This is a genomic window from Salicibibacter cibarius (assembly GCF_016495725.1).
GTDB classification, from domain to species: Bacteria; Bacillota; Bacilli; order Bacillales; family Marinococcaceae; genus Salicibibacter; species Salicibibacter cibarius.
Genome location: NZ_CP054705.1, coordinates 4,217,517 through 4,230,034, shown reverse-complemented (window position 1 = coordinate 4,230,034; position 12,518 = coordinate 4,217,517). Strand labels below are relative to the sequence as shown.

General features: G+C 45.4%; 12 protein-coding genes and 1 other RNA gene. 11 read left to right on the top strand and 2 right to left on the bottom strand.

All coding sequences use genetic code 11. The features are described 5' to 3' along the window. The first annotated feature begins 13 nt into the window (after positions 1–13). From tpiA to ssrA, 8 genes are all read left to right on the top strand, one after another. Positions 14–769: a triose-phosphate isomerase gene (gene tpiA, locus HUG15_RS21285; RefSeq protein ID WP_200125590.1), complete on the top strand. Its 756-nt coding sequence runs from the start codon at positions 14–16 to the stop codon at positions 767–769. Beyond that, positions 766–2,316: a 2,3-bisphosphoglycerate-independent phosphoglycerate mutase gene (gene gpmI, locus HUG15_RS21280; protein ID WP_200125588.1), complete on the top strand. Its 1,551-nt coding sequence runs from the start codon at positions 766–768 to the stop codon at positions 2,314–2,316. The genes tpiA and gpmI overlap by 4 nt, the downstream gene beginning before the upstream one ends. 6 nt (positions 2,317–2,322) lie before the next feature. Then, positions 2,323–3,606, top strand: coding sequence for a phosphopyruvate hydratase (eno, locus tag HUG15_RS21275; RefSeq protein WP_200125586.1), 1,284 nt, complete (start codon positions 2,323–2,325; stop codon positions 3,604–3,606). A gap of 339 nt (positions 3,607–3,945) precedes the next feature. Continuing rightward, positions 3,946–5,037 (top strand): PRK06851 family protein, encoded by a 1,092-nt coding sequence (locus HUG15_RS21270; protein ID WP_200125584.1) that lies wholly within the window; start codon positions 3,946–3,948, stop codon positions 5,035–5,037. Positions 5,038–5,361: 324 nt separating this feature from the next. Further along, complete coding sequence (secG, locus tag HUG15_RS21265; protein ID WP_200125582.1) at positions 5,362–5,595, top strand: preprotein translocase subunit SecG; 234 nt, start codon at positions 5,362–5,364, stop codon at positions 5,593–5,595. A gap of 96 nt (positions 5,596–5,691) precedes the next feature. After that, positions 5,692–6,441 (top strand): alpha/beta hydrolase, encoded by a 750-nt coding sequence (locus tag HUG15_RS21260; protein ID WP_200125580.1) that lies wholly within the window; start codon positions 5,692–5,694, stop codon positions 6,439–6,441. 13 nt (positions 6,442–6,454) lie between these two features. After that, positions 6,455–8,746 carry a ribonuclease R gene (gene rnr, locus HUG15_RS21255; RefSeq protein ID WP_200125578.1) on the top strand — a complete coding sequence of 764 codons (2,292 nt, stop codon included), beginning with the start codon at positions 6,455–6,457 and terminating at the stop codon, positions 8,744–8,746. Positions 8,747–8,899: 153 nt separating this feature from the next. Beyond that, positions 8,900–9,273, top strand: a transfer-messenger RNA (tmRNA) gene (gene ssrA / locus HUG15_RS21250). A 67-nt stretch (positions 9,274–9,340) separates the two neighbouring features. On the opposite strand, the gene HUG15_RS21245 is transcribed toward ssrA, so the two are convergent. Both HUG15_RS21245 and HUG15_RS21240 read right to left on the bottom strand, forming a co-directional pair. Beyond that, on the bottom strand, positions 9,341–10,402 hold the full coding sequence (locus HUG15_RS21245) for a tyrosine-type recombinase/integrase (RefSeq protein ID WP_200125576.1): 1,062 nt from the start codon (positions 10,400–10,402) through the stop codon (positions 9,341–9,343). An 11-nt stretch (positions 10,403–10,413) separates the two neighbouring features. Continuing rightward, entirely contained in the window at positions 10,414–11,109 is a 696-nt protein-coding gene (locus HUG15_RS21240) for an XRE family transcriptional regulator (RefSeq protein WP_200125575.1), read from the bottom strand. Positions 11,110–11,286: 177 nt separating this feature from the next. On the opposite strand from HUG15_RS21240, the gene HUG15_RS21235 reads away from it, so the two are divergent. The 3 genes from HUG15_RS21235 to HUG15_RS21225 are packed head-to-tail and all read left to right on the top strand — an operon-like array spanning position 11,287 to position 12,515. Continuing rightward, positions 11,287–11,529 carry a helix-turn-helix transcriptional regulator gene (locus HUG15_RS21235; RefSeq protein ID WP_200125573.1) on the top strand — a complete coding sequence of 81 codons (243 nt, stop codon included), beginning with the start codon at positions 11,287–11,289 and terminating at the stop codon, positions 11,527–11,529. Further along, entirely contained in the window at positions 11,520–11,717 is a 198-nt protein-coding gene (locus HUG15_RS21230) for a helix-turn-helix transcriptional regulator (protein ID WP_090396072.1), read from the top strand. The genes HUG15_RS21235 and HUG15_RS21230 overlap by 10 nt, the downstream gene beginning before the upstream one ends. Before the next feature lie 57 nt (positions 11,718–11,774). Further along, entirely contained in the window at positions 11,775–12,515 is a 741-nt protein-coding gene (locus tag HUG15_RS21225) for a DnaD domain-containing protein (RefSeq protein WP_200125571.1), read from the top strand. Positions 12,516–12,518 lie beyond the last annotated feature (3 nt).

The following is a 12,518-nucleotide window of genomic DNA, read 5'->3' as shown; positions in this document are numbered from 1 at the left end:
AGAGGTGATGCTCATGCGGACACCATTTATCGCGGGAAATTGGAAAATGAACGTAACCGATAAGGAAGCGCTGGCGTTTGTCGATGCCGTCAAGGATCGCGTCCCTTCAAACGAAGAAGTGGAAAGCGCGGTTTGCGCGCAAGCGTTATCGTTGAAAGGAATGACGGAAAAAGCTAAGGAAACCGATTTAAGGATCGGTGCACAGAACATGCATGAAGAGGACCATGGCGCTTTCACCGGTGAAATCAGCGCCCCGACGTTAACATCGATCGGTATTGACCTTGTTATTATCGGCCATTCCGAACGGCGCGAAATGTTCAATGACACCGATGAACGGGTGAATCGAAAGCTTCATGCAGCCTTGGCACATGGTATGACCCCGATTGTATGTATCGGCGAAAAATTGGAAGAACGGGAAGCGAGCCGCGCAGATGAAGTCGTGCGTAAGCAACTGGAGCAAGCATTGCAGGGAGTGGAAGCCGAGCAGGTGAAAGGATGCGTCTTTGCATATGAACCTGTTTGGGCGATCGGCACCGGAAAATCCTCAAATCCCGAGGAGGCCGGAGAAATGGCGAGAACCATTCGTGCATACATTCGTGACCAATACGGTCACTCAGCGGCAGAAGCCACCCGCATTCAATATGGGGGCAGTGTCAAACCGGAAAATATCGCGGAATACTTGGCGGATGAAGATATTGATGGGGCGCTCGTGGGCGGTGCCAGTATCAAGGTGGATTCATTCCTCTCGCTATTGGAGGCTGCCCAATGAGAAAGCAAGCTCCGCACGCTTTAATCATCCTTGACGGCTTTGCCCTTCGGGATGAAACATATGGCAATGCTGTAGGGCAAGCCCGGACTCCTAATTTTGACCATTTATGGCATGCGTATCCCCACGCGACCCTTGCGGCTTCAGGCGAAAGGGTAGGCCTTCCGGCCGGTCAAATGGGGAATTCCGAAGTCGGCCATATGAATATTGGCGCCGGCCGCATTGTGTATCAGAATCTTTCATTGATTAACAAAGGCATTCAAGCCGGAACTTTTTTTGAAAATGAAGCATTTCATAACGCTATAAACCATGTGAAGAAAAAGAACAGTTCCCTTCATCTGTATGGTTTATTGTCGGACGGCGGGGTTCATAGCCACATTGATCACGTTATTGCTCTCCTGAAGCTCGCGAAAGAAGAAGGCATATCCAACGTGTTCGTCCACGCGTTTCTGGATGGCAGAGATGTGGACCAGCAAAGTGCGAAAACCTACATTGCACAACTGCAAACAGAAATGGATGACATAGGTGTCGGCCGACTGGCAAGCGTGCACGGGCGGTACTATGCAATGGATCGTGACCGGCGTTGGGAACGGATCCGAAAATCATACGATGTCCTTGTTTACGGACAAGGAAACAAAACAACCGATCCGTTGGCAGCCGTTGACCGCTCATACGAACGAGGGATTTATGATGAATTTGTGGAACCGACCGTTGTGCAAGCGGCAGACGAAAGCCCCGTCGCAACCATTTCCGATGAGGATGCCGTCATTTGTTTTAACTTTAGGCCGGACCGTGTCATTCAACTGACGGAAGCATTAGTTGCGGAAACGTTCACTCCTTTTGACAGAGGCGAGAAGCAACCGCGCACCCTTTATGATGTGACGATGACGCACTATCATGATACATTTACCGCCGATGTTGCTTTTGAAGCGTTGCAACTCCCGAACACGCTCGGGGAAACTATTTCCAACGCCGGTTATTCGCAACTGCGCATCGCGGAAACCGAAAAGTATCCCCATGTTACGTTTTTCTTGAATGGCGGCATGGATACAGTCTTTGATGGAGAAGAAAGAATCCTAATTGACTCTCCGAAAGTCGCCACGTATGATTTGCAACCGGAAATGAGTGCGACGCAGGTAACAAAAGCGTTATTGGACGCGATTGAAAACGATTTGCATGATGCGATTGTCCTTAATTTTGCCAACCCCGATATGGTCGGGCATTCCGGAAAATTGGAACCAACCATTGCCGCGGTAGAAGCTGTGGATAAGCATTTGGGGCGAATTGTGGACGCTATTCACGAAAAAGGCGGTGCCGCAATTGTAACGGCAGATCATGGCAACGCCGATGAAGTGACGGAAGCAAACGGAGCCGCGATGACAACACATACGATAAATCCGGTGCCGGTCATCGTCACAAAAGCGGGCATGGAATTACGAAGCGATGGCATTCTCGCCGATTTGGCGCCGACATTGCTCGCGATGATGGGCATTGCCCAACCTCCCGAAATGACAGGACGGAATTTAATAATAAAGGCTGAGAAAGGATGACGAAGGATGACAATGATCGCGGATGTGTTTGCCCGGGAAGTGTTTGATTCCCGGGGGAACCCGACAGTTGAAGTTGAAGTGGTGACAGAGGAAGGCGTTCTTGGGCGAGCACTTGTCCCGAGCGGAGCGTCCACCGGCGAGCATGAAGCGGTGGAGCTTCGGGATGGCGGTGACCGTCTAATGGGGAAAGGCGTGCTCAAAGCAGTGGAAAATGTAAACGGAGAAATCGCCTCGCACCTCGTTGGCATTGACGTAACCGATCAACTCGGCATTGATCGTTTGCTCATTGATCTTGACGGCACTCCGAACAAGGAAAAGCTGGGTGCGAACAGCATCCTCGGCGTATCGATGGCTTGTGCCTACGCAGCTGCCCAAGAAATGGGCCTTGAATTATATGAATATCTCGGCGGCTTTAATGCAAAAACCATGCCCGTGCCAATGATGAATATTTTAAATGGCGGTGAACATGCCGACAATAGCGTTGATTTACAAGAATTTATGGTGATGCCGGTCGGCGCAACGGATGTCCGGAGCACAGTTGTGATCGGAGCGGAAATTTTCCACACCTTGAAAAAAGTATTAAAAGAAAAAGGATATAATACCGCTGTCGGCGATGAAGGCGGATTTGCCCCGGATCTAAAATCAAACGAAGAAGCGCTTGAAGTCATCATTGAAGCCATCGAAAAAGCAGGGTACAAACCCGGAGAAGACGTCGTGCTCGCGATGGATGCAGCTGCATCGGAAATGTATGCAGATGGCAACTATCATTTGAAAGGCGAAGGCGTGACAAAAAGTGCCGATGAGATGATCGACTTTTATAAAGGGCTCGTTGATAAGTATCCGATTGTTTCGATTGAAGATGGCTTGGATGAAAATGATTGGGACGGATGGAAAAAACTAACCGACACGATTGGCGACCGGGTCCAGCTTGTTGGCGACGATTTGTTCGTCACCAATACGGAAAAGCTGTCCGAAGGCATTACGCGCGGCGTTGGAAACTCTATTTTGATCAAAGTGAATCAAATCGGAACGCTCACGGAAACATTTGACGCGATTGAAATGGCGAAAAAAGCCGGCTACACGGCTGTGATTTCCCATCGTTCCGGGGAAACGGAAGATGCTACCATTGCGGATATTGCCGTTGCTGCAAACGCGGGGCAAATCAAAACGGGCGCCCCATCGCGAACCGACCGTGTTGCCAAATACAATCAACTTCTACGCATCCATGACCAACTCGGTGGCCGATCCATCTATCCGGGAAAAGAGACGTTTTATCAGTTGGATGAGTGAAATAGAGGTGCCTAAAGGGGAGATCCTTTGGGCATCTTTGGTTTGCGCGGACCCGGCACAGGTTTATCGTACCATTGAGAGCCGTCTTCCACTCGCAAGTGGTACAAAAACGAGTTTATTGTACCATTAGGAGTTATTATCTTTCCGTAAGTGGGACAAAATTTGGTTTATTGTACCGTAGGGAACCGTTTTCCTTCTGCATGTGGGACAAAATCGGGTTTAGGGGATTTCAAGCAACGCCTTTCATCTCATGACAGTCGGCGGTGTTGTAACGAAAACACCTCCCTCCGCATAGGCTAATCAATAGATCCATGCCTTATAACGGAACGGGGGAGCACGATGGGTAACATTAAAAATTACTATGCCGGCAGCAACTCCAGCCTCGGCTTTTATTCGCTTTATGAAGAAGCGGTGCAAGGGCTCGAACAACTTTATATATTAAAAGGCGGACCGGGAACGGGCAAGTCGACGCTAATCAGACATGTCGGCAACGCTGTGGCAGAAAAAGGCGAATCGATTGAATTTCTTCATTGTTCATCCGACAATGGCTCGCTTGACGGTGTGATCATTCCTTCCTTAAAGGTTGGGATCGTAGATGGAACAGCACCGCACATGATGGATCCCAAGTATCCGGGTGTGATTGATGATATCGTTCATTTGGGCGATTTTCGAGACGATACCAAATTGGAGGAACACAGAGAAGATATCGTGGCATTGACCGATAAAAATAAGGATGCTTTTTCCAAAGCATATGCGGCATTTGCTGAGGCCCGGAACGTGCACGACGATTTAGAAGCTATTTACTTAACTGCCATGGACTTTCAGAAAGCGGATCAAGTGGCGGAGGAACTGATTAGGGAAATTTTCTCCAAAACCGGGGAAGTCGAGCAGGTCCCAGCAATCAAGCATCGGTTCTTCGGCGCGGCCACACCTAAAGGGCCGGTTCATTTTTATGGTAATCTAACGGAAGATGTGAGCAAACGATACATCTTAAAGGGGCGTGCCGGTAGCGGAAAATCATCGATGATGAAAAGAATCGGGAAACATGCGGAAAATAAGGCTTACGGCGTTGAGTATTATTATTGTGCATTTGATCCGGAAAGCGTAGATATGGTGATCATTCCGGCGTTGCAAATAGCTATTTTGGATGGAACGGACCCGCATCCATTTAAGCCGAGTCGGGAAAATGACGAAGTTGTCGATATGTTTTTGCGTTGTATGGATCCATCTATCGAGGAGCAGAAGGCCGATGCGATCCGCGAAACGGACACGTCTTACAAGAATTGGATGAAACAAGGGACACATTATTTGCGTGAAGCAAAAAAAGTCCACGATGAATTGGAAAAATATTATGGGCAAGCGATGAACTTTCAACCCATTAACCGAAAAGCGCAAGAACTAGCAACGGAAATCATCAATCTTATCAAGTGATAGGAAGGGTGCCGATTATATATGCGGAAGTGATGAAGCCCTAACGGAAGCTCGCGAATGGCGTTAGGTCGTCAAAGGAGCAGGATGAAGACCTAACTGTAGACCGTGAAGGTCGTTAGGTCGTCAAAAAAGAAGGATGAAGCCCTAACTAAAGATCGAGAAAGGCGTTAGGTCGACATCCGAAGCATAATCGGAGGTTGTGGAGGCAAAAATGGCGTAGACTACCCGAACACCTCCCCTCGCATGTCGCTATTGTCTGCTTTTATTCCGTATGATAAAGTTGGTATAGGTTTAGATGTGCGGATTGATCAGGAGGTGACGCACTTGGCATCCATCATTACGATCATATTAATTATTGTAAGTATCACTCTGATTTCGCTTGTCCTCATGCAACCGGGAAGAAGTGCCGGTTTATCCGGATCCATTTCCGGCGGAGCGGAACAATTAATGGGGAAACAAAAAGCACGAGGGGTTGAATCCTTTCTGGCGAAAGCAACGGTTGTGCTCGCCGTGCTATTTTTCATTGGCACTATTTTACTGGCATATTTTCTGCAATAAAACAACGGGGGACGCTCCCGTTGTTTTTTTAGGATTATCAGAAGCGAAAGACGGGAAACATAATTAGGCATACGTAATGGAGGAGGAAAAGAATCATTGAAAATCGTACCCCCGAAACCGTTTACGTTTAATGGCGATAACGGGCGCGCTGTTTTGCTTTTGCATGGCTTCACCGGATCAACGGCGGATGTGCGCATGCTCGGTCGCTTCCTGCAAAAAAACGGGTACACAACACACGCGCCCATGTTCCCCGGACATGGCGTTCCGCCCGAACAGTTATTGGAAACGGGTCCCGAAGACTGGTGGAAAGCCGTGAAAGAAGGATACGAATACCTACGGGCACAGGGGTTTGAGCATATTGCCGTTTGCGGTCTTTCTCTCGGTGGTTTGTTTACGTTAAAAGCCGGATACACGTTCAAGGTGAATGGCATTATTCCGATGTGCGCGCCCGCCATCACGAAAGAACAGGATCACCGCCTATATAACGGGCTTTTACAGTATGCCAAAGAATACAAACGATATGAGAAAAAAGATGAACAGACCATTGAAAATGAAATGGCTGATTTCAAAAATGACACCGACCCGGTGTTGTCTGCTATCCCCGAATTGATCAGCACGATTCGGGAACAGCTCCATGAAATAAAGGTTCCGATTGAAATCATTCAAGCCGGCAAGGATGAGATGGTCGATCCGGATAGTGCACATGTGATCTACGACGAAGTGTCCTCCCGCCAAAAACATGTACAAGGCTATAAGGGTGCGCCGCATGTGATTACGCTATGGAACGAAAAAGAAAAAGTATATGAACAGATTCTCTCATTTTTGGAACAATTAGATTGGGAGTAGAGGAGTGAAAACGATGGTTGAAGAAACAATAGAACCGGTGCTTGCCCATATTCGCGACGAAGCAAAAAAACCGGTTAGCGTACATGAATTACAAGAAGCTTTGGAAATGGATTCAGCAAATAACCGGAAGGACTTAATGAAAACGTTGAACCATTTGGAAGACACCGGCCAGTTAGTCCGTACGCGCAACAATCGCTACGGCATTCCCGAAAAAATGAACTTGCTTAAAGGGACTGTACAAGCCCATCGCAAAGGTTTCGCTTTTATTTTGCCTGAAGATTCCGGGCAAGATGATGTGTATGTTGCCCCCGGCGATCTTGCTGGTGCCATGAACAGAGATACTGTTTTTGTGCGCATTCAATCCCGATCGGGAGGACAATCCGGCGATCGGTCCGAAGGCGCGGTCGTTCGCATTCTGGAACGGGGAACGACCCGAGTTGTGGGGACGTTTCTCGACTATGAGCGTTATGGGTTTGTTACCCCCGATGATAAACGTTTGTATGAAGATGTTTTTATTCCGAAAGGCCAGGAGCATGGTGCCGCCGATGGGCATAAAGTGGTCGTTGAACTAACGAAATATCCGGAAGGCCGCATGGGGGCCGAAGGGGTAGTCGCTACCATTCTCGGGCATAAAAACGATCCCGGTACCGATATTTTGTCAATCATTCATAAGCATGAACTCCCGGGGGCATTCCCGGAAGACGTGCAGGCAGAAGCGGCTGCTGCGCCTGATGAGATTCAAACGGCGGAAATCGAGCGACGTCATGATTTACGAGAGGAAACGATTGTCACCATCGATGGTGCCGATGCTAAAGACCTTGATGATGCCGTAACAGTAAAGCGCCTGGACAACGGCAATTATCGTCTCGGCGTTCACATTGCCGATGTCAGTTACTATGTGAAAGAAGGCTCCGCTATTGATGTGGAAGCCGAGAACCGTGGGACGAGTTCTTATCTCGTTGATCGTGTTATCCCGATGATCCCGCATCGGTTGTCCAACGGCATCTGTTCGTTGAACCCGAAAGTGGATCGTCTCACCCTCTCTTGTGAAATGGAGATTAGCCCCGAAGGGGATGTCGTCGATCATGATATTTTTGAAAGTGTCATCCGCACTTCTGCACGCATGACGTATACGGAAGTGAAAGAAATTCTCGTTGATCAAAATGAAGAGACGAGAGAACGATACCGTGCGCTTGTGCCGCTTTTTGAGGACATGGAAAAATTGGCCGGCATATTAAGAAACAAGCGTTTTGAACGAGGAGCGATCGATTTTGATTTTAAAGAAGCGAACGTCGAGATGGATGAGGATGGCCATCCTGTCGATGTCCGTATCATCGAACGTTCCGTGGCCGAACGGTTAATTGAAGAGTTCATGCTGGCGGCAAACGAAACCATTGCCGAGCATTTTCATTGGTTGAAGCTTCCGTTTATTTACCGTATACACGAAGACCCGGACGAAGAAAAATTGCAAAGTTTCCTCGAATTTATTACGAGCTTCGGCTATGTGATGAAAGGACGCGGGGATTCCATTCATCCCGGGGCGCTGCAAGAAGTGTTGCAAGCGGTGAAAGGAGAAGCGGAAGAAACGGTGATCAACACGGTCATGCTGCGTTCCATGCAACAAGCCAAGTACGACCCGGCGAATATCGGGCACTTTGGATTGGCAGCTGATTTCTACACTCACTTCACTTCGCCGATTCGCCGTTATCCGGATTTGATTGTCCATCGTCTAATCCGTACGTACCTAGTGAAAAATCAAACCGGCAAAAAGACTGTGGATCACTGGCAAGGAAGGCTTCCGGACATTGCCAAACATTCATCGGCCATGGAACGCCGATCCGTTGATGCCGAACGGGATGTGGATGATTTAAAAAAAACAGAGTTCATGAAAGACAAGATCGGCGAAGAGTTTCCGGCCTTTGTGAGTGGTGCAGCAAATTTTGGCTTGTTCATCCGTTTGGAAAACACAATTGAAGGCCTTGTCCATGTCAGTAATTTGACCGATGATTATTATCATTACGACGAACGCCAATACGCCCTAATCGGAGAGAGAACTGCAAACATGTTTCGCATCGGTGACCGTGTCGATGTACGCGTCCTCGATGTTAACATGGACGAACCCTCGATTGATTTTGAAATCGTCGGCATGCCGGAACGCAAAAAACGAAAATCCCGGGAAGGACCGAAGGTCATACAAGGGGAGCGCAACCGACCTGAGGATCATAAACCTCCGAAAAATAAAGCGAAAGGCAAAGGCGGTGGAAAAAAAGGGAAGAAAAAGAAAAGCAAAGGCAAGCAATCTTAATAGGTAGCTCTTTCTGTTGAACATGTGATAAGGCGTGAGCGCTTGTAATGGTGTCGCTCGCGCCTTCTGTGAAACAAAATAAATACCCCTTTACATCTCTTGGGTAACGTGTTATTATATTATGTCCAGAGGGAAAACCTCTGCTTTTGATCCGGGGACGATACGGATTCGACAGGGATAGATTGAGCTTAAACTGCGAGCCGAGCTGGGCATGCTCGAGAAAGGCCCACGCCAATAATAACTGGCAAAGCTAAAGAAACTTTCGCAACACCAGCTGCACCAGTAGCTGCGTAACAGTTGCGGATCCTTCCTTCCATCGCCCGTGTGGAAGTCTGAAGGGTCTCACTCATAGCGGGCTACGCTGACCGGCCACCGTCTGAGGCCGGCAGAAGAGACTAATCAGGCTAGCTGCATGTAAGCCCGTCGCCGGGCTGAAATGACAGCGAATGATAATACGGCGACTACGCTCGTAGACGTTTAAGCGGCAATATTTCTGGACGCGGGTTCAACTCCCGCCGTCTCCACCAATACTTATATGACAGGGGTTACAGAGGCTGTGGGAACAATTTGGGAACATTTTAAACAAAAACGTTCTCACGAAAAGTCATTTTCCATTAATTCTACGGCTTCTTTTTGCTTAGATGGATACATGTGGCTGTACGTGTTCAAGGTTGTTGCCACATCAGCGTGACCGAGCCGGTGGGCGATAACAATCGGGTTGACGTTTTTATCTATAAGGTATGATGCGTGGGAATGCCTGAACTCGTGGAGCACTATTCTTTTAACTCCAGATGCTTTAATATACTTCTCATAATGACGGTCAAGGGTGGTTGTCGCTATACTCGTATAGAATTTCCCGAACACTACATAATCCGATTTTACAGGTGCTGTTTTTCCAGCATCTTTTTTAAGTTCTTTTAATGCCTCCATAACAAAATCGGGCATTACTAAATTACGTTCAGATGATTTGCTTTTCGGTTTTGTCACCTCCCGATCATATTCCGTTTCAGTGATTGAGATTTTATTATCTTTAAAATCAATATCTTTCCAAGTTAATGCTAACAGCTCCCCTTTACGTGCACCACTGTAATATTTTGTGTAGAAAAATGCCCTAAAAGTAAGGTCGTCTACAACCTCAATGAATTTTTTAAACTCCTCAAATGTCCAATAATTTAGCCGTTTGTTATCTTCTAATTCAAAGTTTCCGGCAACGCTTGCTGGATTTGTCTTCAATCCTTTGTACCTGATGCCGAATGTAAAGATTGCCGACAAAGTGACATGTATTGTTTTTAAATAATCGTTTGAATAACTACCGATAATCTTGTCTTGATACTCCATAACATTATTCGCCACTATATCAACAGCAAGCCTGTCCTTAAATTCCGGAATCAGATGGTTTCGGATGATGTTTTTCTTCTTATTGAATGACGATAACTTCCTTCTTTTTTCATACCAATTTAAATATTGCTCGGCAAGTTGTCTAAACGTGATCGAGTTCGTTTCTTCTTCCCCTGTCAGTAACTTTGCTTCCATTTCTTTAGCTGCTCGCTTTGTCTTAAACCCTCGCTTATTTACGTGTTTTTTTGTCCCGTCGTTTTGTTCTACCCTGACTCTTACATAGTACGTGTTTTTGCCTTTATCCTTATATACTGGCATATCTTTCCCTCCTAATCCAAAATCACAGAGTATCCAATGACTTTAGCATATACACGTAAGGTGTTACTAGTATCTTTTGGTATTTCAATTTCTTCATATTTATTCGTAGTGCTTTCTGGGCTAAAAATAACCACATCATCTTGTTCATAATATCGCTTCATACTATAGGCGTTATCGTGGCTAAAAATTAAAATATCATTGCCTTGTATATTTTCCAAATTCATAGGTTTGCAAATGACATAGGAATCATCGGGTATAACTTTATTCATGCTTTCCCCATTCACTTTCATCACAAATAAATCGTCAGCATTTGAATGTTTCCCTAACAATTGTGTAGAAACATCTATATATTCTAGCCGTTCTGCAGCAATTCCTTCTACAATAGCCAAAGCCCCAGCAGCTATGTCTCCATATAATGGCAATTCACGGGTTTGAACTGGATATTTCATCGAAGGTTCAGCAACATAAGAGCCTCCTTGTATAGAATGATTGACACCATTTTCTTCCTTTTTCTCTTCCTTGAAAAAATCTTGAATAGGGACATCAAACATCTTGGACATTGTTACGAGCTTGTCCATTAAAGGTTTGTTATAGCCTTGCTCCCAAGCGGAAACGGTTGTAGGCGCTACGTTTAATCTTTTAGCTAATTCTGTTTGTGTCAACCGATGTTCTTTCCTTAGTTTTTTAATTAATCGTGATAAGGTCATTCATCTTCTCCTCCTAGTATATCATCTGCTTTGCTATTATACATTATAAATGTAGAAAAGTACATTATAAATGATAAAATAGATGTGTTTTTCATTATAAATACAGATAAAATGAAAATTTTACTTGTAATAACAGAAATGATGTACTAAAGTTTTATGTAATAAGGGGGTGATCTTATGAAGTACACACTGAGACAAGCCCGAATGATAGGGGAGATGACACAATTAGAAATGGCAAATGAATTAAATATGTCTAAAAAGACATACATTCAGTATGAAAAATATCGGAAAATATTAAGGATGGATGATGCTCAAAAGTTTGTTATGGCGAGTAAGATCCCATTTGAGGAGATCATTTTTTTTGAAGATCAAGTACAGAAATTCTGTATAAATGAAGGGAGAGATGAAACGTGCATGTAAACTTATATGTAGCCAGAAAGGAAAGAAGATTATCTCAATATAATATTTCAAAAGTTATTGGTATTCATAAACAAACCTATTACTTGAAAGAAAACGGTAAAAAAGAGTTTACTTTAAGTGAGGCAAAACAACTTGCTGAAATTTTTGATACGACAGTAGACGAATTATTTTCTAAATCTAGACGTTAAAAGAAGAAATATTCCATAAATTTAAAAGCATGTGATTTATACGGTTAGGGTGATTTTATGAATTATGTAAAAGAGTTAAAAGCTTTTAAGGATTGGTTGCTACTGAACGATCTTGATACCAGCGCAATTGCATTATGGTACACACTAATGTCCATAAACAATATGGCTGGCTGGAAAGAACGATTCAATGCGCCCAACTCTACTGTAGAGAAATTGACAGGGCTCTCTAAACAAGGGTTGGTCAATGCTCGTAAAAACCTTATTGATAACGATCTGATTGTCTACGAGAAAGGCAAAAAGAACAAGGCTCCTGCTTATCAAATGAAATCTTTAGTCAACTCAGTTGACCCATCAGGGTACCAATCCATATACCAATCGGAATACCCATCAGGATACCAATCCAATGACGAATCCTTGACCATACCTAAACAGAAACGAGACGGTTATGAAGAAGTGGAAGATGAGGAAAAGACACGCGCCGAAGATCCGTATGTTATCTATCAAGAAAATTTTGGCGTGATGCGACCGATGATTACCGAATCCATTAGCGATTGGTGCTCCTCCTTCTCCGCAGAGATTGTGGTTGCTGCGATGAAAAGAGGCATCAAACAAAATGCTCGATCCTTTGCTTATATCGAAAGCATTCTTAGGGATTGGTCTCAACAAGGCATAAAAACAATTAATGATATCAAGGCATACGAAAAACAAACAAGCCAACCCTCAAAGACCATTCCTTTCCCAAAACAAAAAGACCAACGCTTAGAAACGCTTCAACGCATGCGAGAAAAGGGGGAGTAATCC

Coding starts and splice junctions, on each gene's coding strand:
- gpmI (WP_200125588.1), top strand. CDS start 766: ATGAGAAAGCAAGCTCCGCACGCTTTAATCATCCTTGACGGCTTTGCC.
- rnr (WP_200125578.1), top strand. CDS start 6,455: ATGGTTGAAGAAACAATAGAACCGGTGCTTGCCCATATTCGCGACGAA.
- tpiA (WP_200125590.1), top strand. CDS start 14: ATGCGGACACCATTTATCGCGGGAAATTGGAAAATGAACGTAACCGAT.
- HUG15_RS21235 (WP_200125573.1), top strand. CDS start 11,287: ATGAAGTACACACTGAGACAAGCCCGAATGATAGGGGAGATGACACAA.
- HUG15_RS21270 (WP_200125584.1), top strand. CDS start 3,946: ATGGGTAACATTAAAAATTACTATGCCGGCAGCAACTCCAGCCTCGGC.
- HUG15_RS21240 (WP_200125575.1), bottom strand. CDS start 11,109: ATGACCTTATCACGATTAATTAAAAAACTAAGGAAAGAACATCGGTTG.
- HUG15_RS21225 (WP_200125571.1), top strand. CDS start 11,775: ATGAATTATGTAAAAGAGTTAAAAGCTTTTAAGGATTGGTTGCTACTG.
- eno (WP_200125586.1), top strand. CDS start 2,323: ATGACAATGATCGCGGATGTGTTTGCCCGGGAAGTGTTTGATTCCCGG.
- HUG15_RS21245 (WP_200125576.1), bottom strand. CDS start 10,402: ATGCCAGTATATAAGGATAAAGGCAAAAACACGTACTATGTAAGAGTC.